Origin of the sequence: Microbacterium sp., from assembly GCF_047605725.1 — a bacterium.
GTDB lineage: Bacteria > Actinomycetota > Actinomycetes > Actinomycetales > Microbacteriaceae > Microbacterium.
On the sequence record NZ_JASGFE010000008.1, the window covers coordinates 38,261 to 58,565 of the forward strand.

Genomic DNA, 20,305 nt, shown 5'->3' on the forward strand with positions numbered 1-20,305 from the left:
CTCGCTGATTTCGCTCACAACCACTACAGCTTCGCGCCCGAAGTCCGTCTGATCAAGCCGGACACGGCGAGGTGCTCGATCGCGGCGGCGACGAGCTCGTCGGCATCGCCCTCCGCGGGGGCTCCGTAGCGGTCCACCACCGCATCCACGACGTCTGCCCGGGAGCACCCGGAGACCGCCGCGCGCCAGATCTGCGGGGCGATGCCGCTGAGCACGCACACGGTGCGGTCGGAGAGCACGATCGTTGACTCGCCGTCCTCGATGGCGTCGACGACGTCGCTCGCCACGATCGCCGAGTCGAGGGCGATCTCGCCCGGCAGCACGGGACGGCTCGCCACGTCCGCCGACTCGGAGATCTCGCCGTCGAAGATCCTCTGCACCAGCGGCGGCACCGTCGCGGCCTCGCTGTAAGTGAGGCGCAGCACGCCTCCTACCGACGCCGCGAGGGCGGCGAGGCGCTGGAGCGGGCGGTCGAGCTCGGGCAGATAGCTCAGCTGCGCGACGAGCTCGTCGATCACCTCGACGAGCGCGACGCGCTCGACGGTGGGCTCGATGTCGTGATCGACGCGATCGAGCACGACCAGTCCCGCCAGGCGAAGAGGCGCGGCCGGCAGCTCGCGCAGTCCGAGCGACGAGGCGGGCACCTGCTCCTTCGGCATGCCGGGCCGCACGAGCGACAGCGGTTTGCGGTGCGGGAAGACGCGAAGGTCCTCCGCGATCGAGATCGTCTCGTCCGAGACGTAGCCGTACTCGCGCGCCAGCACCCGGGTCAGAGTGGTCTTGCCCCTGCCCGACGGCCCGACGAAGGTGACGACGCGTCCGTCGGGTGCGGCGACACCTGCCGCGTGGAACATGACCAGCGACCCCTTGCGTGCGGCCAGCGCTGCCAGCGTCACGTCTACCGAGAGCCGCTCCAGCGCGCGGTCCTCGTCGGCCATCGTGACCGCGACCTGCGCATCGGCCTCGCCGTCGCCGTCTGCCAGGGCGTCGACCCAGGCACGGCGGGCCCGCTCTACGAAGGCGTCGGATGCCGCCGAGTCGAAGCTCACGCGCACTCTCAGCCCGAGCGCGCACACATCGAACGAGTGCGTCACCGGCGCGTCACCTCCGCGCGGCTCGACGCGACTCCGTGCCGACGGCGGTCGACCCGTCGGCGGCGGGAGCGTCCTGCGCGGGCACAGCCTCGCCCTCCGGGCGGTAATACTCACCGTGGTACTGGTAGCCGTAGTACGCGGCGCCGCTGCCCTTGCGCGGCACACGGTTGAGCACCACCCCGAGGGCGCGGGCTCCGGCACGTTCGAGGTTGCCGAGCGCCTTGCCGAGCGCGTCGTACGTGGTCTTGCCGACGGTGGACACCACGACCGCGCCGTCGGCGCGGTTCGCGAGAATCGCCGCGTCGGTCACGGGGATGAGCGGCGGCGCGTCGACGATCACCGTCGCCTGCTCGGCCAGCGCAGCGAGCAGTTCGCGCATGCGCTCCGACCCGAGCACCTCGCTCGGGTTCGGCGGGATCTTCCCTGCGCTCACGACGACGAGGTTGCGGTCGCGCCCGACGGGCTGGGCCACGTCGGCGAGCTCTGCGCGACCGGCGAGCACGTCGGTGAGCCCGGCGCCCTCGACGAGCCCGAAGATCGTGCTGATCATGGGTCGGCGCAGGTCGCCGTCGATGAGGATCGTATGCTGACCGGCAGCGGCGAGCGTGATGGCCAGATTGGATGCCGTCGTCGACTTGCCGTCGCCGGGGAGCGGACTGGTCACGACGATGACGCGCGGTGGGTGATCGACGTCCATGAACTGGATGTTGGTGCGCAGCTCGCGCAGCGCCTCGGCGACACCGAACAGATGCGCGTTGGCGCTGCCCGTCGCATTGCCGCCCTCGAACGGGATGAGGCGGCTCTCGGCGGTGAAGGTCTTCTCCAGCGGGATCGTGCCGACCACGGCGACGCCGGTCGCCTTCTCGACGCCCTCGACGGAGCGGATCCGTCGATCGAGCGTGTAGCGCAGCAGTCCGTAGGCGATGCCGGCGGCAAGACCCAGCAGGCCACCGATCGCGAGCGCGAGCCGCACGTTGGGCGACGACGGCGACGAGGGCAGCCGTGCCGAGTCGAGCGGGGTGAGATACGTCACGCCCTGCACGTTCTGATCGCCGGACTCGAGCTGGTTGACCTCCAGCGCCATGGCCTCGACCCAGGCCTCGGCGATGTCGCGCGCCGACCGCGGAGAGTCGCCGTTGGCCGTGACGTGCAACGACACGGTCTCGAGCGGATTCGTGATGGTCACCGACTGGATCAGCACGTCCGGGGTCGTGTGCAGACCGAGCTCGTCGATCACGCGCTGGGCCACCGAGCGCGACGTGCCGATCTCGGCGTACGTCTTCACCCGCCCCGCGGCGATGCTGTTGGCGACTGACACCATGCCGATCTCGGACTCGTCGACCGCCTTGGCCCGCACGATCGCCGTCGAGTCTGCGGAGTACACCTGCGGCTGCAGCAGCGCCCATCCGTAGGCCAGGACGACACCGGCCAGCGTCAGGAGGACGATTCCGAGCCAGTGGGCGCGGAACACCCGTAGATACTGCGCGACATCCATTAGACTCGGTCCCTCTCCTGGCCTCTCACGCACGTTCTTCCGATTCTACAAGCGTGAAAATCCCCCTGCTGGCCCGAACCGGCCGCAACCCGTTGGAACATTACCAGCATGAAGAGCACGATCCGCACCTTCGGAGCGGTCACGGTCGCCGAGCGCGCGATCCCGGACGGCCCTGTTCTCTACCCCCCCGATGCCCGCACCGGCCAGCTCCACCTGAGCTTCGTGGTCGGCGGTGGCATGCAGTACGCCGAGGACGACGGTCACGGCGGCTCGGAGGTACGGCTGATCGGGCGCGGACAGGCGTTCCTCAGCGTCGGCGACCGACGTCTTGAGATGACCGCGCGCGGCGGCTGCGTCGTCCTGACCGTGTCCGTGCCACTGCTCTCCCCCGACCGTCAGCGCGACGGATACACCTTCTATGTCATGCGCGGCGCCGTACCGCTGGCCTCCCCGGTGTTCGCGTTCGTCTCCCGGCTCATCGGGCTCGATGCCGAAGAGCTCGACAGCGCGACGCGCCAGCAGGCCGAGACTCTCGTGGTCGCCATGGTCGGCGCGATCACTCCGCAGCCGTTCGGCGCCGCCGACTCTCCCGCGACAGACCCGTTCCTCCAGGCCGGGGCGATCATGGCCGCGCGCTGCGCCGACCCGCACCTGCGCGCCGAGGACGTCGCACACGAGCTGTCGATCTCGCTGCGCCAGCTGGAACGCTCCTTCCGCGCGCACGGCACGACCATCGTCGCCGAGCTGCGCCGGGCACGCGTGCGCCAGGCCCTCACCCTTCTCCAGCGCGGCGACGGCCGGCAGCTCACGGTGGACCAGATCGCGCGGCTCGTCGGCTTCGGCACCGGCTCCAGTCTCGCCCGCGCCTTCCGCGCCGAGCGCTTAGAGCCACCGCGCCACTGGCGCCGCCACTGACGATCGGCGTTTCGCGCCGATTTGCGACATCATCTAATCGATTCACGACATGCTTGGGCTGGACGTGCGATCTTCTCCCCGCGATTGCCAGACTCGGACGTGCAGCATTCGACGTCGGGCGCAACCTCGCATCGGCGTCGCCGCATTTCCGTACGGCAGCCCCAGCTGCCGCCATCAACAGAGAGACATACGGGGGAACCATGACCGAACCGACCGAACAGAAGAACATCTCGCGCCGCACCGTCGTGAAGGGCGCGGCGTGGGCCGCACCCGTGATCGCCGTCGCCGTGGCCGCGCCGCTTGCCGCTGCCACCGTGGTCCTGGTTGCGACCTCGATCGGCGCGACCACCACGAGCCCGATCGTGAACCAGGTCGGCCGCATCCGCCCGTTCGGGATCGACGCCAACGGCGACGACGGCAAGTTCCCGGCCGGCCAGACCTTCACGCTGACCTCGGCTGAGCTCGACTTCGACTCGATCATCACCTCGATCACCGGCGGCACGGTCACCAAGACCGGCACCGGCACGTGGATCATCACCCCCGCTGCCGATGTCGTCGCCGTGGACATCCGGTTCACGAGCTCGGTCGCGGGCTCGTACACCCTCGTCAGCAACGGCCCCGTCAGCAGCGGCACCTCGTGGGGTGGCTCCGTCATCGAGCCTGCCTGACCGACATCTCATCAGTTGCGAGAGGCCCGTTCCGGATTCCCATCCGGAACGGGCCTCTCGTGTTCGTCACCGTGACCGCAGCCGCCTGCGCCTGCCCGTGACCACCCCCATCAGCCATTCCACCGGCCCGGTGCCGACGAACCGCCACCACGCCCACGCCACCGCGAGCGACAGCAGCACGACGGTCGCCCACAGCACCGGATCGTTCGGATACCGGTGCCACCCCGCGACGTCCCAGACCCACAGCACGCCGATGTGGAACAGATACAGGCTCAGCGCCACCTGTCCCACCGCCTGCAGGAACCCGAACACCGGGCGCAACGCGCGCCGCCCGGGTGCGGCATCCACCGTCGCCAGCAGCACCACCGCGGCATAGACCGCGAACACCAGCCCGACGTCGTGGAGCGTGTCCGCGTAGCTGCCCGACAGCGCGTCGGGCCACCCCAGCAGGCGCTCGCCGAGCGGACGCGTCAGGTAGGCGACCGGGGCGACGACCAGCATGGCCCACAGCACGCGGTCGCGTCGGAAGCCGTGCCGCGCCAGCAGCACTCCGACGAGGAAGAACGGCAGCAGGTTCGTGAGCCGATAGCTCTGCCCCAGCACGATCCACTGCAACGGCTCGCCGAGAGGTCCCGTCGGGAAGAGGTGCTCACGCGCCCACGCGTTCACCGGGTCGGACAGCACGAGCGCGACGACGGCGGCGACGGCCACCCAGCGCGTCGCCAGCAGCGCCAACGGGGCTCCCACGATCAGCAGCACGCCCAGGTACTGAAGCACGACCGCCACCCACGTGCCCCAGGAGTGCATCCACACGCCCAGCACGATCAGCACCACACCGCGCGCCGCCTGCTGCACCGTCGCGAGCCCGCGCCGGTCGGGCGGAGTGCGCGTGAGCAGCAGGTGCGCCGAGACACCCATGACCAGCGCGAACAGGGGTGAGGCGAGGTTGCTGATGTTCCCGGTCACGGTACGGACGATCCCGGGCATGCTGCCCCAGGCCGGCGCGGCGTGAGCCACGAGCATCGCGACGATCGCGGCGCCGCGCAGCACGTCCGGCACCAGCTGGCGCTCGATCCGCGGCGCCTCCGGCACGACCTGATGCTCGACGCGCGGCAACGCAGAGACCATCGGAGACCCCTCCCCTCGGCGCCGCTCTGGGGGTGCGACACCGTCCGATGCCAGGATGCCACAGGGGCGTCGCCGTGGGCAGCCCCCTTCACGGCACATGACGGCCGCGCGGCGGCGGTAGCGTGGACCACCATGAGCACGACCACGAGCCCGCGGCCCCGCTGGCGCCGCATCACCGGCTCGGCGTGGTTCCACCTCGTCGCCGCGTTCGTGATCGTCGGGCTCATCCTGTCCTTCGTCGCAAAGCCGTACGTCGTGCCCTCCGAGTCAATGGCACAGACCCTGCGGGTCGGCGACCGCATCCTCGTCAACCGTCTCGCCTACCTCGCCGCAGAGCCCTCGACCGGCGACGTGGTGGTCTTCGACGCGGATGCCGCGTGGGACGGCGAGCGCGCCGCCGAGACCAACCCGCTCAAGGCCGCGCTGCGCTGGATCGGCGAGGTCAGCGGCTTCGGGGCGTCGGGCCCGCACACCCTCGTCAAGCGCATCGTCGCCGCCCCCGGCCAGACCGCGAGCTGCTGCAGTGCCGACGGCGCGGTGATCGTCGACGGAGAGCCCCTCGACGAGCCCTACGTCTACGAGGACTTCCCGTTCGTCCCCGGACAGCTGGACTGCGCGTCGACGCCGCGCTCGACGCGGTGCTTCGACCAGGTCACGGTCCCGCCGGACTCGTACCTCGTGCTCGGCGACCACCGGTCGAACTCGTCCGACTCCGCCGCGCAGTGCCGCGTCGCGGACGCGCCGGACGCGTGCTGGCGGTGGGCCTCACGCGCGGGCATCGTCGGCGCGGCGGTGGCGGTCCTGTGGCCGATCGACCGCTGGCGCGGTCTCTGACCCGCGCGCCGACCTCTCGACCCGTCGTCACGACCCCCAAGGATCGAGCAGCCGCCTCAGAGCTCCTGCTCGCGCGGCACTTCCACCCGGCGCTCCGGCAGTTCCAACTCGATCTGATCGGTGCCGTGTGCCCACAGCCGATCACCCGCGAGTTCCCGTTCACCAGGAGGTCTGTCGGACCCCGCCGCCGTCATGAGCACATGCGAGCGACGGTCGTGATCTCCGTATGGCGTCGAGCCATACTTCGTCGTCTTCGCCGCTTCGGCCCTGAGTCGCTGATCACACGGTTCGCAGTCGCACGACCCAGTCCCGTACTCCGGCGTGTAGTGGACGACTCCATGCACCACGTCCCCCTCAGAGTGAAACGCTGGCCAGACGATGTCGAAGTACTCACTGCTCATGGCGCCGCGGTTATAGCGACGGAAGACCGCATACGACACGACATCGGCAGCCTGCAGCAGCCGCGTCGCTCTCGAGTCGCCGAACAAGGGAACGTCGGCGAGATTCCGGAGCTGACCGATCCGCTCGGCCGTCGATCTCCATTGCGCGGTCCAGACCTGGATATCGCGCTCCGCCACAACTCGGCGGTCGTGGATCACCAGTCCGCGGTTAGGCAGGCTCTTCCGTGTCCGCAGGCCCTTGAGCATCACATCGAACTTGCCAAGGAGCACCTCATAAGCCCACCGCTCACGTTCGATGGGGCTCCAGCCGGGGTGGAAGTTGCGCTCGACGGCGACACCGAACAGAACGACAGGAAGGTGAGGATTTCGCGGAGTGAACTCCACCAGGTGCTTGTATACGGCCGTGAGGATCGCGAGGCGCACCGATCTATCGACGTTGACCCAGATGCTCACTCGCTTCTGTGGGTCGTTGGTCTTCGGCTTGCGCGCGTTTCGCATCTCAGAAGCGTGGACTTCGTACTCATCGAGATTTGGAGGAACACGCCCAAGCTGGTCGATCACGATCTGATCCAGCTCCTTCTGAAGCTGCGCGGCGTCATCCTCGTGAACTGCGACACCACCGAGCACGAACGGGTGCGACCCTCCGTGAGTACCTGACTCATCCACGAACAGCAAGTACACGAGGCCTCCCGGCAAAGAACGAAGCCATGGAGCTGGTCCATGGCTTCGTATGCGTTCGACTCAGCGCTTTGTGAGCACCGCGTTGGCAGTCTCACCGGCTGACCGGAACCGCGTTGGCAGTCCTGTCGACAGAGCAAGTCTACGTCCGCCTAGTAGCTCACCGCAACGCGTACCAACTCCAGCCCCGGCCGGTTTGTCAGCACCCAGCCCCAAGGAGTAAGCTGACCGCGGGGAAAAGGCCGACGAGGGTCCCGACTTGTCGGGAAAAAGCCGCGTTGTGTCGCACGGTTCAGCATCTGGGGAACAACGAAAGATGCAGCATGCGAAAGACTCTGGTCACGATCATCGCAGTGGCGGCGCTCACCCTGCTCGGTTCGACGGGCGCCTACGCCGCAGACGGTGACACCCTGCTCGACGCCGCGAGCGAGACGATGACCCCCGACACGGTGGTGTTCCTCAGCGCCTGGATCGCGGGGGGTCTCCTCGCGTTCGCCGGCGGTGGCCTCGCCGTCGCGCGCAGCGTGCGCAGAGCACGCCGGGTCGCGTGCTGACCGACCGCGTCCCCGACACGATCCCCCCGCGATCGGCCGTCGACGCTCCCACCCCGGCCACCACGACGTTCGTGCGCCGTGGACCGGCCAACTGGCGGCATGCGTACGCGCGCCGGCTGTGGCTGAGCGACTTCCTCGTGCTCGTCTGGGTCGTCTACGGCACCCAGGTCATGCTGCTGGGCCTCGGATCGGTGCAGGTCGCGATGCGCCAGGACCATCGCTTCGACGAGTTCACGTATTGGACGTTCTCCGGCATCCTCGTCCTGCTCTGGATGAGCGTCCTCGCCTTCGCCGACACCCGCAGCGATCGCGTGATCGGCACCGGGACCACCGAGTACATCCGCATCGCGAACGCCAGCTTCCGCCTGTTCGGCGTGCTCGCGATCGTCGCGTTTCTCGTGCGCATCGACATCGCGCGCGGATTTCTGCTCGTGAGTCTTCCGGTCGGCATCCTGGCGCTGGTCGTCGAGCGCTGGCTGTGGCGCAAGTGGCTCAACGCCCAGCGCGCCCACGGCGCCTATTCCGCCCGGGTGCTGCTGGTCGGCTCCGAGGCCACCGTCGGCCAGATCGCCCGGGAGCTCACCCGCGTGCCCCAGGCGGGCTACCACGTCGTCGGCGCGTGCGTCCCCTCCGGACGCATCGCGGGCACGATCGAGGGAACCAGCATCCCGATCATGGGCAACGTCAACGCGATCGAGCGCGCGATGGATGCCACCGGCGCTGACACGGTCACGATCACGAGCACCGACGACCTCCCTCCCGACAAGGTCAAGCAGATCTCCTGGGGGCTGCGCCCCGGCCGCCAGCACCTCGTGCTCGCCCCCAGCATCATCGACATCGCCGGGCCCCGCATCCATACCCGGCCGGTCGCAGGGCTCCCCCTCATCCACGTCGAGACGCCGCGGTTCTCACCGGGTCAGCGCTTCGTCAAGCGCATCTTCGACCTCGTGGTGTCGACCCTGCTCATCGTGATCCTGTCCCCGGTGTTCCTCGTCGTCGCGATCCTGGTCAAGACGACCAGCCGCGGTCCGCTGCTGTTCAGCCACGAGCGCATCGGACGCGGCGGGCGCCCGTTCCGCATGCTCAAGTTCCGTTCCATGCGCCAGGGCGCCGAGCAGGAGCTCCGGGCGCTGCTGGAAGAGCAGGGCACGAGCGAGAAGCCGCTGTTCAAGGTCAAGAACGACCCGCGCGTCACGCCGATCGGGAGACTGCTGCGCAAGTACTCGCTCGACGAGCTGCCGCAGCTGTTCAACGTGCTGGGCGGATCGATGAGCCTCGTCGGACCTCGTCCGCAGATCGCCGCCGAGGTCGCGCTCTACAACGACACCGCACGGCGACGCCTCTACACCCGCCCGGGCATCACCGGACTGTGGCAGGTGAGCGGCCGTTCCACCCTCGATTGGGAGGATGCCGTCAAACTCGACCTCTACTATGTCGAGAACTGGTCACTGGCGGGCGATGCGATGATCCTCGCCAAGACCGCCGGTGCCGTCCTCGCTCCCGGGGACTCCGCTCACTGACGTCATAGCGACGCCCAGGTAGACTTTCACACATACATCGCGTAAGGGGATGCTATGCCTAGCAATCTGTTCGCCGGTCCGCACATCTGGATCATCCTTCTCATCATCATTCTGCTGTTCGGCGCCGCCAAGCTCCCGGCGCTCGCTCGGAGCCTCGGACAGTCGGCACGCATCTTCAAGGGCGAGATCAAGTCGATGAAGGACGAGTCGTCGACCGATACGGCGGCCTCGACCGTCGCCGATGCGACCGCCGCACCGCGTGCCGAGACCCCGGCCGCCCCGCAGACGTCCGCGACGACCGCGGAGGCCGGCGGCACGACGGAGCCGAAGCCGTAACCTACGTGACCACCACCGACCGGCCTCGCCGCGGTGCACAGGGCGACACCCCGCGCAACGACAAGCGCATGTCGCTGGTGGAGCACCTGCGCGAGTTCCGCAAACGACTCGTCATCTCGGCGATCGCGCTCGTCCTCGGCATGGTCGCCGCGATCTTCCTCACCGACGCGGTCATCTGGGCGATCACCGAGCCCATCCGTGCCGTCGGAGCAGAACGAGGCGAAGACGCCCTGGTCAGCCTGATGTTCCAGACGGTCACCAGCGCGTTCGACCTGCGCATGCGCATCGCCTTCGCCCTCGGCATCCTGATCTCCGCACCCGTGTGGCTGTGGCAGCTGTGGGCGTTCCTCATGCCCGGGCTCACCCGCAAGGAGATCCACTACACGATAGGGTTCGTCGCCGCCGCGATCCCGCTGTTCGCCGGGGGCGTCTACGTCGGCTGGCTGATCATGCCGCACATCGTCGAGCTGATGGCCTCGTTCACGCCCGAGGGCGGCTCGAACATGTTCACCGCGAACTACTACTACGACTTCGTCTTCAAGCTGCTGCTGGTCGTCGGCGTCTCCTTCGTGCTGCCCGTCTTCCTCGTCGCGCTCAACCTCGCCGGCATCGTGAGCGGCCGGGCGATCCTGAAGGGTTGGCGCACCGCGATCATCGTCGCCGCCCTGTTCTCGGGACTGGCCACGCCCGCGGCCGACATCGTCAGTATGATGCTGCTGGCCGGCATCCTGGTGGTGCTGTACCTGGCCGCCGCGGGCGTGTCGATGCTGTTCGACCGGCGCCGCAGCAAGCGCGAGGCGCGGCTGCTCGAAGCGCCGATCTGAGCGACCTCCGGCGCCCGCACCGGCGCGTCACCCCGACCGGTTGCGCATAATTCAGGCAGAACACCGCCGACGGGCGCCGCAACGCGCGATCACGTGCAGTTTGCCTGAGTTATGCGCACCGGCTGCACCGGACGCCGCGGGCGGCGGCCGTGACTATCGCGCGCGCCCGTTCATGGCTGTGAGGTCGGCGGTGACGAGGATCGGCAGGTGGTCGCTCAGGCCCTGCGGGAGCGTGGTGATGCGGTCGATGTCGAACCCGACCGACGTCGCGAAGTCGTAGTGACCACGGAAGAACCGATAGCGCGTGTAGGTGCGGGTGTCACTCAGGTTCAGCTCGAACCCGGCCTCTCGCACCCGCTGGCCGAGATGCTCCTTGAACACCGGGTAGTTGTAGTCGCCCAGCATGAGGATCGGCAGCTGATCGCCCAGTGCGCTCAGCTCGGCCAGCGCGGCACGGATCTGGTGGCGGCGCAGCGAGTTCAGCGCGGTCAGCGGAGCGGCGTGAAAGCTCGCCACGATGAACTCGCGGGAGTGATCGATGTCGTGCAGTCGCACCCCCAGCATCCGCTCCTCGGCCGGCTTGAGCACGCGGTCGTGCATGGACTTCTTCAACGCCATCGACATCACCTCCAGCGCGGTGAAGGTGTTGGCGCGGTAGTAGATCGCCAGGCCCAGCCGGTTGCGGCTGGTCGAGTCGGCCAGGCGCAGCCCCGCGATCTGCGCGGGGATCGCCTCGGTGTCGGCCTCCTGCAGGCACAGGACGTCGGCGCCGTGCGTCTCGACGAGCCCCTCGAGCTCGCCCACAGCGCGATGCTTGCGCAGGTTGTAGGAGATGAGCTTCATGCCGCTCTCAGCATACGACCGCGACCGGTCCGCGGCGGATCATCCCGCGGTCGATCCGGCACCCGGCGTCAGTCCGCAGCACGCCGCGCGCGCGTCTGCTCCGCGCGCGCGGCGAGCAGCTCGTCGCCGGGGTAGCCGACCTCGATCAGGGTCAGTCCTCGCGCGGCGAGCACCTTCACGTCGCTCGTGCGCTCGCCCTCGTCACGGATGTCGGCGACGTCCTCGGGGTCGAGCCGACCCTCCCCGACGGCGGCGCACGCCCCGACGAGCGCGCGCACCATGCTGTGGCAGAAGGCGTCGGCCTTCACGTTCGCGACGAGGATGCCGTCGTCGTCGCGGCGCCAGTCGAACTCGAACAGCGTGCGGATCGTGGTCGCGCCCTCGCGCGGCTTGCAGTAGGCGGCGAAGTCGTGGAGTCCGACGAGGGAGCGGGCCGCGGCATCCATCGCCGCCACGTCCAGCGTCGCCGGCGTGCTGGTCGTGCGGTGCCGCTCGAGCGGGTCATAGCCCGACGCCCGGTCGGCGAGGCGGTACTCGTAGCGACGCCACACCGCGGAGAAGCGCGCATCGAAGCCCTCCGGCGCGGCGGCGGTGCGGATGACCGTCACGTCGGGGTACTGACCGAGCACCCCGCGCACGCGGGCGGCGAGCGCCGCAGGATCGGGGTCCCGGCCGCGCGCGAGGCGGTCGCGCTGGGACTCGGACAGGTCGAGGTGGGCGACCTGCCCGCGCGCGTGCACGCCCGCGTCGGTACGGCCTGCCACGACCAGGTGCGGGTCGCCGCCGAGGATGCGCGCGATCGCGGCCTCCAGCGTGCCCTGCACGGTGCGCAGCCCGGGCTGGCGCGCCCAGCCCCGGAATCCGCCGCCGTCGTAGGCGATGTCCAGCCGCAGGCGCATGGCTGCGAGTCTACGACTCGGCCCGCCGCGCCGCCGCGCCGAGTCACTGCCCTACCCGCCGCGCCGCGTCACTGCCCTACCCGCCGCGCCGACTCACTGCCCTGCCCGCCGCGCCGAGTCACTGCCCTACCCGCCGCGCGAAGTTCGGAGTATCGCGCGAAGTTCGGAGGATCTGGCCGAAATCCTCCGAAGTTCGCGCGACTCTCCGAAGTTCGTGGCGCGCGGGCGCGCGGGTGAGCGGGCGCGCGGGCGGGCGGATGCCGGGACTCGGGCCGTACGGACTCGGGCCGGACGGGCGCGGACCGAGACCCCGGAAAGTTTTTCTCGCGGCGGCGGGAATACCCCTCCTGGGTATGGATGTTGTGCGTGATGTACCCCGGCGGGGTATCTGAGCGAAAGGAAGAGCCATGGCCACGACTGAGTACCAGGTGACGGGGATGACCTGCGGGCACTGCGAGCTGTCGATCCGCGAAGAGGTCAGCGAGATCGCCGGTGTCGAGGACATCCAGGTGAGCGCGCAGACCGGCAAGCTGGTCGTCACCGCGTCCGGCGAGATCGACGACGCCGATGTGCTCGCCGCCGTCGACGAGGCCGGCTACTCGGCGGTGCGCGTCTGATGAACGCTGCGGGACGACTGGGGCTCTACGGCGCGGGGCTCGCGGTGGCGTTCGCCGCCGCGTTCGGCGTGGCGGCCGTCGTCGTCCCCGGCAGCGCGGTCGCCGACTGGACCAGCCGCGCCGAGCAGGGCGACGAGCACGCCGACATGGCGGAGGAGACATCCACGACGGAGGCCCTCCCCGGGCTGTCGCTGTCGGCGTACGGCTACGCGTTGTCTCCGATCGAGGCTCCGACCACGGTCGGCGAGCAGGGCACGCTGAGCTTCCAGATCCTGGATGACGACGGCGAGCCCCTCGCCTCCTACAAGACCGAGCACGACAAAGACCTGCACCTGATCGTCGTGCGCACCGACGGCACCGGCTTCCGGCACGTGCACCCGACGTTCGACTCCGCGAGCGGCACCTGGTCGACGCCGTGGACGTGGGATGCCGCCGGCACTTACCGCGTGTACACCGACTTCGTGCCGGACGTGGAGGACGGCCCCGACAAGGTGACCCTGACCCGCGCGGTCGAGCTCGCCGGCGAGGTCACGCCCGCGCCCGCGACGCACACCTCGACGAGCGACGAGGTCGACGGGTTCGACGTCTCGATCGAAGGCACACTGGTGGCCGGGTCGACCAGCGACCTGACGATCACCGTCAGCCGCGACGGCACCCCGGTCACGACCCTGGAGCCCTATCTCGGGGCGTTCGGGCACCTGGTGACGCTGCGCGACGGCGACCTCGCCTACCTGCACGTGCACCCGCTCGGCGATGAGCCGCAGGAGGGCGACACGGGCGGCCCGCAGATCCAGTTCGGCGCCGAAGCGCCCACCGCCGGCCGCTACCTCCTGTACCTCGACTTCCAGGTCGACGGACAGGTGCACACCGCCGAGTTCGTGCTCGACGCCGTCCACGGCGACGGCACGAGCAGCGACACCCACGACGATTCGACGACGGACGACGACCACTGACCCCGGTCGCGCGACAAGGACAAGGATTCTGATGAGCACTTCCGTGCCCGCCACATCGGGCCCGAGCTACGAGCTGGAGATCGGAGGGATGACCTGCGCCTCCTGCGCGAACCGCATCGAGCGCAAGCTCAACAAGCTCGACGGCGTGGCCGCGACGGTGAACTACGCCACCGAGAAGGCGAAGGTGACCGTCCCCGCCGGCTACGACCCGCAGCTGCTGATCGCCGAGGTCGAGAAGACCGGCTACACGGCGGCGCTGCCGGCGCCGAAGAAGGCGGAACGGGATGCCGCGGCATCCGGCGACGACGATGCCGACCCCGAGCTGACCTCGCTGCGCGATCGCCTCCGCATCTCGATCGTGCTGGCCGTCCCGGTCATCGCGATGGCGATGATCCCGGCGCTGCAGTTCACGTACTGGCAGTGGGCGTCGCTGGCTCTTGCCGCGCCGGTGATCGTGTGGGGCGCGTGGCCGTTCCACCGCGCCGCGTGGATGAACCTGCGTCACGGCACCGCCACGATGGACACCCTCATCTCGATGGGCACCACCGCCGCGTTCCTGTGGTCGCTGTACGCGCTGTTCTTCGGCACCGCCGGGGTGCCCGGCATGACCCACCCCTTCGAGCTCACCCTCGCGCCCTCGGACGGCGCGGCGAACATCTACCTCGAGGTGGCCGCGGGAGTGACGACCTTCATCCTCGCCGGCCGCTACTTCGAGAAGCGGTCCAAGCGCCAGGCGGGAGCGGCCCTGCGGGCACTGCTGGAGCTGGGCGCGAAGGAGGTGTCGGTGCTGCGCGGCGGCGTCGAGACCAAGATCCCGGTCGAAGACCTGCAGGTCGGCGACGAGTTCGTCGTGCGCCCCGGCGAGAAGATCGCCACCGACGGCATCGTCGTCTCCGGCACCTCGGCGGTGGATGCCTCGATGCTCACCGGCGAGTCCGTGCCCGTCGAGGTGGGCGAAGGCGACCCGGTGACCGGCGCCACCGTGAACGCGGGCGGGCGCCTGGTCGTGCGCGCCAGCCGGGTCGGATCGGACACGCAGCTCGCCCAGATGGCCAAGCTCGTCGAAGACGCGCAGACCGGCAAGGCCGAGGTGCAGCGCCTGGCCGACCAGATCTCGGGCGTGTTCGTGCCGATCGCCATCATGATCGCGGTCATCGCGCTGGGCGCCTGGCTGGGCGCGGGATTCCCCGTCTCGGCCGCGTTCACCGCCGCCGTCGCGGTGCTCGTCATCGCGTGCCCGTGCGCGCTCGGGCTGGCGACTCCCACGGCGCTCCTGGTCGGCACCGGTCGCGGCGCTCAGCTCGGCATCCTCATCAAGGGACCCGAGGTGCTCGAGTCCACGCGCAAGGTCGACACCGTGGTGCTGGACAAGACCGGAACCGTCACGAGCGGCAAGATGACCCTCGTCGACGTGATCACCGAGCCTGGCACCGACCGCGACGAGCTGCTGCGACTGGCCGGTGCGCTGGAGGACGCCTCCGAGCACCCCATCGCGCAGGCGGTCGCCAAGGCCGCCGTGCAGGAGACCGGTGCGCTCGTCGTGCCGGAGGACTTCGCGAACATCGAGGGCAAGGGGGTCCAGGGCATCGTCGACGGGCACGCCGTGCTGGTCGGACGCGAATCTCTGCTGGCCGACTGGTCGCAGCACCTGAGCCCCGAGATCTCCGCCGCGAAGGCGCAGGCCGAGGGCGAGGGCAAGACGGTCGTCGCCGTCGGCTGGGACGGCCTGGCGCGCGGCATCCTCGTGATCGCCGACACCGTCAAGCCCACGAGCGCCGAGGCCATCCGCGAGCTGCGCGCCCTCGGACTGACCCCGGTGCTCCTCACCGGCGACAACGAGGCCGTGGCCCGCCAGATCGCCGCCGAGGTCGGCATCGACCAGGTGTACGCCGAGGTGCTGCCGAAGGACAAGGTCGATGTCGTCAAGCGCCTGCAGGGCGAGGGCAAGATCGTCGCGATGGTCGGCGACGGCGTCAACGACGCCCCCGCACTGGCTCAGGCGGATCTGGGCCTGGCGATGGGCACCGGCACCGATGTGGCGATCGAGGCATCCGACATCACCCTGGTCCGCGGCGACCTGCGCAGCGCGGTCGACGCGATCCGCCTGTCGCGCAAGACGCTCGGCACCATCAAGACGAACCTGTTCTGGGCGTTCGCCTACAACTCCGCGGCCATTCCGGTCGCGGCCCTGGGCCTGCTCAACCCGATGCTCGCCGGTGCCGCAATGGCCCTGTCCAGTGTGTTCGTCGTCGGCAACAGCCTGCGCCTGCGCGGCTTCAAGAGCATCACCGCCTGATCCCTGCCCACCCACAACCCACTCGCACACAACAAGGAGAACAAGAGATGAGCACCGAAACGACCCCCGAGCGCACCGAGCTGCCCCTGGCCGAGTCCGGCAGCTGTTGCAGCACGACGGCCTCCAGCGACAGCACGTCGTCGTGCTGCAGCACCGAGGCGGCGGCCGAGCCGGCGACCGATTCGTGCTGCAGCACCGAGGCGGCGGCCGAGCCGGCCGGCGCGTCGTGCCACGCCGAGGCGCCGGCGACCGAGGCCCACAGCCACGGACACGACCACGGACACGGCGGTCACGACCACGGCAGCCACGGTCACCACCACGCGGCTCCCGCGGCAACGGCCTCCGGCGACGACATCGCCATGTGCCCCGTGATGGCCGGCAGCCCCGTGGTCAAGAGCGTCGCCGAGGCCCAGGGCCTGTTCCGCGACTACAAGGGCAAGCGCTACTGGTTCTGCTGCGCCGCCTGCGGCCCGCTCTGGGACGCCGACCCCGACAAGTACGCCGACGCGGCGTGATCCGCTTCGGGGGCCGTCGACATCGTCGCCGGCCCCCGAGCACCACACCCGGAGGACACCCCCGATGACCACCCACGTCGCCATCCTGGGCGCCGGCGCGGCCGGCACCGCCGCCGCGCGCGTGCTGGCGGGCGCCGACGGCGTCGAGGTCGCGCTCGTGGGCCGCACCTCCGAGACCCCCTACAACCGCACGCTCGTCAACAAGGGTGTCGCCATCGGGATGCTGCAGCCCGAGCAGGCCGCTCTTCCCGGCGTCGTCGTGCGCAGCGACTCGGCCGAACGGATCGACCTCGACGCGCGGGCGGTGACGCTCGAGTCCGGGGCGGTGCTCCGATACGACGCCCTGCTGGTCGCCACCGGCAGCGCGCCGCGTCGGCTCAGCGACGCCGTGCCCGGTGCGGCGGGCGCCGCGGCGGCGGGGCGGTTGACCACGCTGCACTCGCTCGACGACGCGGTGCGGGTGCGCGACGTGCTGGCGGGGCGCGCGTCAGCGCGCGTCGTCGTGCTCGGGGCGGGCCTGGTCGCCGCCGAGACCGCGTCGCTCCTGCACGAACGCGGCCACCGCGTCACGATGGTTGCGCGCGCCGACGTCCCGGGCGCCTCCGCGTTCGGCGTCGCGGTCGCGATCCGCCTCGCCGAGCGTCACCGGCAGACGGTGACGACGCGGTTCGGGCGCACCCCGACCTCCATCGCGCTCGAGGGCGACGAGCTGGTCGTCACGCTCGATGACGGCAGCTCGCTGCGGGCCGACCTCGCGATCGTCGCGCACGGCACGAGGCCGATCGCCCCCGCCCCGTTCGCCGACGGCGTCGTCGTCGACGCCCGACTGCGTGCGAGCTCCCCCGGCGTCTACGCCGCCGGCGGCGTCGCCGTCCACCACGACGACGGATCGGCCCCCTGGCGCATCGACCACTGGGCCGACGCCGCGGCCCAGGGCGAGCACGCCGCCCGCACCGTGCTGCACGACCTGGGCCTGGCCGCCGATCCCGGCCCGTACCTTCCGCGCAGTCCGTACACCGCGAACATCCACGGCTCCGTCGTCGCCGCAGTCGGACGCACCGGCGCAGACGGCACGCTCGTGTCGACCGATCCGCTCGTCGTGGTCCACGAGCACGACGGCGTTGCGCGGGGAGCGTCGGGAGTGGATGCCGTGCCGGCCGTGTTCTCGTGGATGGACCGGCTGCACCGCCCGCAGAGCGAGACCGCACGATGACCACGCCGCACCAGCACAGCCACGATCACGGCGGGCACGCGCACGACCACGGCGGGCACGCGCACGACCACGGCCAGCACGCCACCCACGCGGAGCTCAACGCCCCCGCGGAACACGCCGGACACGGCGGACACCATGCCCCCACCGGACACGACGCCCACACCGACCACGCAGCCCCCGGCGGACACATGGGTCACGCCGGGCACGGCGACCACGCCGGCCAGTTCCGGCGGCTCTTCTGGATCAACCTCGTCATCGCCGTTCCGGCGGTGGCGTTCTCGCCGATGTTCGCGATGCTCCTCGGCTACGACGTGCCCGCATGGGCCCGCTATGTCTCGCCCGTGCTCGGCACGGTGATGTACGTCTGGGGCGGCTGGCCGTTCCTCACCGGCGCGCTCGGCGAGCTGCGCTCGCGCAAGCCCGGGATGATGATGCTGATCGGCCTGGCGATCACTGTGGCGTTCTTCGCCTCCTGGGGCGCGACCCTCGGCATCCTCCATCACGAGCTGGAGTTCTGGTGGGAGCTGGCGCTGCTGATCGTGATCATGCTGCTCGGCCACTGGATCGAGCTGCGCTCGCTCGCGCAGACGACCTCGGCGCTCGACTCCCTCGCGGCACTGCTGCCCGACGAGGCGGAGCGCGTGGAGGGCGACCGGATCGTCATGCTGTCGCCGACCGAACTGCGCGTGGGCGACGTCGTCGTCGTGCGCCCCGGTGGCAGCGTGCCCGCGGACGGCACGATCGTCGACGGCCGGGCCGACCTGGACGAGTCCATGGTCACCGGCGAGTCCCGTCCCGTCGCGCGAGGCGTGGGCGACGCCGTCACCGCCGGCACCGTCGCCACCGACTCCGGGCTGCGCGTGCGGATCACCGCGGCCGGCGACGACACGATGCTCGCCGGCATCCAGCGTCTCGTGACCGAGGCGCAGAACTCGTCCTCGCGCGCGCAGCGGATCGCCGACCGGGCGGCCGCGCTGCTGTTCTGGTTCGCCCTGATCGCCGCGGCGATCACCGCCGTGACCTGGACGGTCGCCGGCGACCCCGACTCGGCCGTCGTCCGCAGCATCACGGTGCTGGTGATCGCGTGCCCGCACGCGCTGGGGCTCGCGATCCCGCTGGTCGTGTCGATCGCGACCGAGCGGGCCGCGCGCGGAGGGGTGCTGGTGAAGGACCGGCTCGCGCTGGAGAGCATGCGCACGGTGGATGCCGTGCTGTTCGACAAGACGGGCACCCTCACCAGGGGCGAGCCCACCGTCACCGCCGTCGAGCCCGCCGAAGGCACCGATGCCGACGACGTGCTGGCTGCAGCCGCCGCTGCAGAGGCCGACAGCGAGCATCCGCTCGCCAAGGCGATCGTCCGCGCCGCGCAGGAGAGGGGGCTCGCGCCGACTCGAGCGACCGGCTTCACGTCGTCCCCCGCCGTCGGCGTGACCGCGACCGTCGACGGGCGCGAGATCCGGGTCGGCGGACCGCGCCTCCTCGAAGAGGTCGGCGCGGGCGAGACGGCGAGCGCCGACCAGTGGCGCGCGCAGGGTGCGATCATCCTGCACGTCATCGCGGATGGGCGGGTGATCGGCGGCCTCAGGCTCGCCGACGAGATCCGTCCCGAGTCGCGCGAGGCCGTCGACGCGCTGCACCGGCTCGGAGTCGAGGTCGTCATGATCACCGGCGACGCGCAGGCCGTCGCCACGGCGGTCGGCCGCGAGCTCGGCATCGATCGTGTCTTCGCCGGGGTGCGCCCCGAGGACAAGTCCGCGAAGGTCGCACAGCTGCAACGGGAGGGCAAGAAGGTCGCCATGGTGGGCGACGGCGTCAACGATGCGCCCGCCCTCGCGCAAGCCGACGTCGGCATCGCGATCGGTGCGGGCACGGATGTCGCGATCGCCTCGGCCGGCGTCATCCTGGCCGGCTCCGACCCCCGGTCGGTGCTGTCGGTGATCGAGCTCTCCCGCGCCGCCTACCGCAAGATGACGCAGAACCTGTGGTGGGCCGCCGGCTACAACCTCGTCTCGGTGCCGCTGGCGGCGGGGGTCCTCGCCCCGGCCGGCTTCGTGCTCCCGATGTCGGTCGGCGCGATCCTGATGTCGCTGTCGACGGTGGTCGTGGCCCTCAACGCGCAGCTGCTGCGACGCATCGACCTGCGCCCCGAGGCCAGCACACGCACCATCCTGAGCAATTCCACGAGAGAGGTCCACGATGTCTGACACCACCCACCACCACGGGTACATCACCGACAAGGCGAAGTACCTGAACCGGCTCAAGCGCATCGAGGGTCAGGCGCGCGGAATCTCGCGGATGGTCGACGAGGAACAGTACTGCATCGACATCCTCACCCAGATCAGCGCCCTCACGAGCGCGCTGCAGGCCGTGGCCATCGGTCTGCTCGACGACCACCTCGAGCACTGCGTGCTCGACGCCGCACGACGGGACACCGACGACGCCGGGCTGAAGATCAAAGAGGCCACCGACGCCATCGCCCGGCTCGTCCGATCCTGACATCCCCACTCACCGACGACGAACGA

Annotated in this window: 20 protein-coding genes; 14 read left to right on the forward strand and 6 right to left on the reverse strand. The window is 70.3% G+C overall.

Translation table 11 applies throughout. The features are described 5' to 3' along the window. Positions 1 to 23 precede the first annotated feature (23 nt). On the reverse strand, positions 24 to 1,094 hold the full coding sequence (locus QM641_RS03050; protein WP_415113307.1) for a hypothetical protein: 1,071 nt from the start codon (positions 1,092 to 1,094) through the stop codon (positions 24 to 26). A gap of 7 nt (positions 1,095 to 1,101) precedes the next feature. Then, on the reverse strand, positions 1,102 to 2,589 hold the full coding sequence (locus tag QM641_RS03055; RefSeq protein WP_415113309.1) for a polysaccharide biosynthesis tyrosine autokinase: 1,488 nt from the start codon (positions 2,587 to 2,589) through the stop codon (positions 1,102 to 1,104). Between the two features lie 108 nt (positions 2,590 to 2,697). Between QM641_RS03055 and QM641_RS03060 the strand changes: the two genes are divergently transcribed. Both QM641_RS03060 and QM641_RS03065 read left to right on the forward strand, forming a co-directional pair. Beyond that, positions 2,698 to 3,504 carry a helix-turn-helix domain-containing protein gene (locus QM641_RS03060; RefSeq protein WP_415113311.1) on the forward strand — a complete coding sequence of 269 codons (807 nt, stop codon included), beginning with the start codon at positions 2,698 to 2,700 and terminating at the stop codon, positions 3,502 to 3,504. A gap of 200 nt (positions 3,505 to 3,704) precedes the next feature. After that, entirely contained in the window at positions 3,705 to 4,172 is a 468-nt protein-coding gene (locus QM641_RS03065) for a hypothetical protein (protein ID WP_415113313.1), read from the forward strand. Between the two features lie 66 nt (positions 4,173 to 4,238). Here QM641_RS03065 and QM641_RS03070 read toward each other — a convergent pair whose 3' ends face one another. After that, on the reverse strand, positions 4,239 to 5,300 hold the full coding sequence (locus QM641_RS03070; protein ID WP_415113315.1) for a DUF418 domain-containing protein: 1,062 nt from the start codon (positions 5,298 to 5,300) through the stop codon (positions 4,239 to 4,241). A 132-nt stretch (positions 5,301 to 5,432) separates the two neighbouring features. On the opposite strand from QM641_RS03070, the gene lepB reads away from it, so the two are divergent. Further along, a complete protein-coding gene (gene lepB, locus QM641_RS03075) occupies positions 5,433 to 6,134 on the forward strand; it encodes a signal peptidase I (RefSeq protein ID WP_415113317.1) in 702 nt (233 codons plus the stop codon). A gap of 56 nt (positions 6,135 to 6,190) precedes the next feature. Here lepB and QM641_RS03080 read toward each other — a convergent pair whose 3' ends face one another. Continuing rightward, a complete protein-coding gene (locus tag QM641_RS03080) occupies positions 6,191 to 7,216 on the reverse strand; it encodes a DUF3800 domain-containing protein (RefSeq protein ID WP_415113320.1) in 1,026 nt (341 codons plus the stop codon). 320 nt (positions 7,217 to 7,536) lie between these two features. On the opposite strand from QM641_RS03080, the gene QM641_RS03085 reads away from it, so the two are divergent. From QM641_RS03085 to tatC, 4 genes are all read left to right on the forward strand, one after another. Continuing rightward, on the forward strand, positions 7,537 to 7,767 hold the full coding sequence (locus QM641_RS03085; RefSeq protein WP_415113322.1) for a hypothetical protein: 231 nt from the start codon (positions 7,537 to 7,539) through the stop codon (positions 7,765 to 7,767). Beyond that, entirely contained in the window at positions 7,761 to 9,287 is a 1,527-nt protein-coding gene (locus tag QM641_RS03090; protein WP_415113324.1) for a sugar transferase, read from the forward strand. The genes QM641_RS03085 and QM641_RS03090 overlap by 7 nt, the downstream gene beginning before the upstream one ends. Before the next feature lie 54 nt (positions 9,288 to 9,341). Beyond that, a complete protein-coding gene (tatA, locus tag QM641_RS03095; protein ID WP_415113326.1) occupies positions 9,342 to 9,623 on the forward strand; it encodes a Sec-independent protein translocase subunit TatA in 282 nt (93 codons plus the stop codon). Positions 9,624 to 9,691: 68 nt separating this feature from the next. Continuing rightward, positions 9,692 to 10,447, forward strand: coding sequence for a twin-arginine translocase subunit TatC (gene tatC / locus QM641_RS03100; protein WP_415113369.1), 756 nt, complete (start codon positions 9,692 to 9,694; stop codon positions 10,445 to 10,447). Between the two features lie 153 nt (positions 10,448 to 10,600). Here the strand turns inward: tatC and QM641_RS03105 are convergent, their stop codons facing one another. Together QM641_RS03105 and truA are read right to left on the reverse strand one after the other, a co-directional pair. Further along, complete coding sequence (locus QM641_RS03105) at positions 10,601 to 11,290, reverse strand: endonuclease/exonuclease/phosphatase family protein (RefSeq protein WP_415113328.1); 690 nt, start codon at positions 11,288 to 11,290, stop codon at positions 10,601 to 10,603. 68 nt (positions 11,291 to 11,358) lie between these two features. Next, complete coding sequence (gene truA, locus QM641_RS03110) at positions 11,359 to 12,189, reverse strand: tRNA pseudouridine(38-40) synthase TruA (protein WP_415113330.1); 831 nt, start codon at positions 12,187 to 12,189, stop codon at positions 11,359 to 11,361. A 407-nt stretch (positions 12,190 to 12,596) separates the two neighbouring features. Between truA and QM641_RS03115 the strand changes: the two genes are divergently transcribed. The 7 genes from QM641_RS03115 to QM641_RS03145 all read left to right on the forward strand — a co-directional run bounded on the left by QM641_RS03115 (position 12,597) and on the right by QM641_RS03145 (position 20,279). Continuing rightward, complete coding sequence (locus QM641_RS03115; protein ID WP_415113332.1) at positions 12,597 to 12,806, forward strand: heavy-metal-associated domain-containing protein; 210 nt, start codon at positions 12,597 to 12,599, stop codon at positions 12,804 to 12,806. Further along, complete coding sequence (locus tag QM641_RS03120; RefSeq protein WP_415113334.1) at positions 12,806 to 13,759, forward strand: hypothetical protein; 954 nt, start codon at positions 12,806 to 12,808, stop codon at positions 13,757 to 13,759. The genes QM641_RS03115 and QM641_RS03120 overlap by 1 nt, the downstream gene beginning before the upstream one ends. Before the next feature lie 31 nt (positions 13,760 to 13,790). Then, positions 13,791 to 16,055 carry a heavy metal translocating P-type ATPase gene (locus QM641_RS03125; protein ID WP_415113336.1) on the forward strand — a complete coding sequence of 755 codons (2,265 nt, stop codon included), beginning with the start codon at positions 13,791 to 13,793 and terminating at the stop codon, positions 16,053 to 16,055. 47 nt (positions 16,056 to 16,102) lie between these two features. Then, positions 16,103 to 16,570, forward strand: coding sequence for a hypothetical protein (locus QM641_RS03130; protein WP_415113338.1), 468 nt, complete (start codon positions 16,103 to 16,105; stop codon positions 16,568 to 16,570). A 64-nt stretch (positions 16,571 to 16,634) separates the two neighbouring features. Then, a complete protein-coding gene (locus tag QM641_RS03135) occupies positions 16,635 to 17,783 on the forward strand; it encodes an FAD-dependent oxidoreductase (RefSeq protein WP_415113340.1) in 1,149 nt (382 codons plus the stop codon). Then, the gene (locus QM641_RS03140; RefSeq protein WP_415113342.1) at positions 17,780 to 19,987 is read left to right on the forward strand and encodes a heavy metal translocating P-type ATPase; all 2,208 of its coding nucleotides are present in this window, start codon (positions 17,780 to 17,782) and stop codon (positions 19,985 to 19,987) included. Before QM641_RS03135 ends, QM641_RS03140 begins: the two co-directional genes overlap by 4 nt. Next, a complete protein-coding gene (locus QM641_RS03145) occupies positions 19,980 to 20,279 on the forward strand; it encodes a metal-sensitive transcriptional regulator (RefSeq protein WP_415113344.1) in 300 nt (99 codons plus the stop codon). The genes QM641_RS03140 and QM641_RS03145 overlap by 8 nt, the downstream gene beginning before the upstream one ends. The last annotated feature ends 26 nt before the right edge of the window (positions 20,280 to 20,305 follow it).

Excerpts from the sequence above, each read along its gene's own strand:
- QM641_RS03055 (WP_415113309.1), bottom strand. The coding sequence starts at position 2,589 with ATGGATGTCGCGCAGTATCTACGGGTGTTCCGCGCCCACTGGCTCGGA.
- QM641_RS03060 (WP_415113311.1), top strand. The coding sequence starts at position 2,698 with ATGAAGAGCACGATCCGCACCTTCGGAGCGGTCACGGTCGCCGAGCGC.
- QM641_RS03065 (WP_415113313.1), top strand. The coding sequence starts at position 3,705 with ATGACCGAACCGACCGAACAGAAGAACATCTCGCGCCGCACCGTCGTG.
- QM641_RS03070 (WP_415113315.1), bottom strand. The coding sequence starts at position 5,300 with ATGGTCTCTGCGTTGCCGCGCGTCGAGCATCAGGTCGTGCCGGAGGCG.
- lepB (WP_415113317.1), top strand. The coding sequence starts at position 5,433 with ATGAGCACGACCACGAGCCCGCGGCCCCGCTGGCGCCGCATCACCGGC.
- QM641_RS03085 (WP_415113322.1), top strand. The coding sequence starts at position 7,537 with ATGCGAAAGACTCTGGTCACGATCATCGCAGTGGCGGCGCTCACCCTG.
- tatA (WP_415113326.1), top strand. The coding sequence starts at position 9,342 with ATGCCTAGCAATCTGTTCGCCGGTCCGCACATCTGGATCATCCTTCTC.
- tatC (WP_415113369.1), top strand. The coding sequence starts at position 9,692 with ATGTCGCTGGTGGAGCACCTGCGCGAGTTCCGCAAACGACTCGTCATC.
- QM641_RS03105 (WP_415113328.1), bottom strand. The coding sequence starts at position 11,290 with ATGAAGCTCATCTCCTACAACCTGCGCAAGCATCGCGCTGTGGGCGAG.
- truA (WP_415113330.1), bottom strand. The coding sequence starts at position 12,189 with ATGCGCCTGCGGCTGGACATCGCCTACGACGGCGGCGGATTCCGGGGC.
- QM641_RS03115 (WP_415113332.1), top strand. The coding sequence starts at position 12,597 with ATGGCCACGACTGAGTACCAGGTGACGGGGATGACCTGCGGGCACTGC.
- QM641_RS03120 (WP_415113334.1), top strand. The coding sequence starts at position 12,806 with ATGAACGCTGCGGGACGACTGGGGCTCTACGGCGCGGGGCTCGCGGTG.
- QM641_RS03125 (WP_415113336.1), top strand. The coding sequence starts at position 13,791 with ATGAGCACTTCCGTGCCCGCCACATCGGGCCCGAGCTACGAGCTGGAG.
- QM641_RS03130 (WP_415113338.1), top strand. The coding sequence starts at position 16,103 with ATGAGCACCGAAACGACCCCCGAGCGCACCGAGCTGCCCCTGGCCGAG.
- QM641_RS03135 (WP_415113340.1), top strand. The coding sequence starts at position 16,635 with ATGACCACCCACGTCGCCATCCTGGGCGCCGGCGCGGCCGGCACCGCC.
- QM641_RS03140 (WP_415113342.1), top strand. The coding sequence starts at position 17,780 with ATGACCACGCCGCACCAGCACAGCCACGATCACGGCGGGCACGCGCAC.
- QM641_RS03145 (WP_415113344.1), top strand. The coding sequence starts at position 19,980 with ATGTCTGACACCACCCACCACCACGGGTACATCACCGACAAGGCGAAG.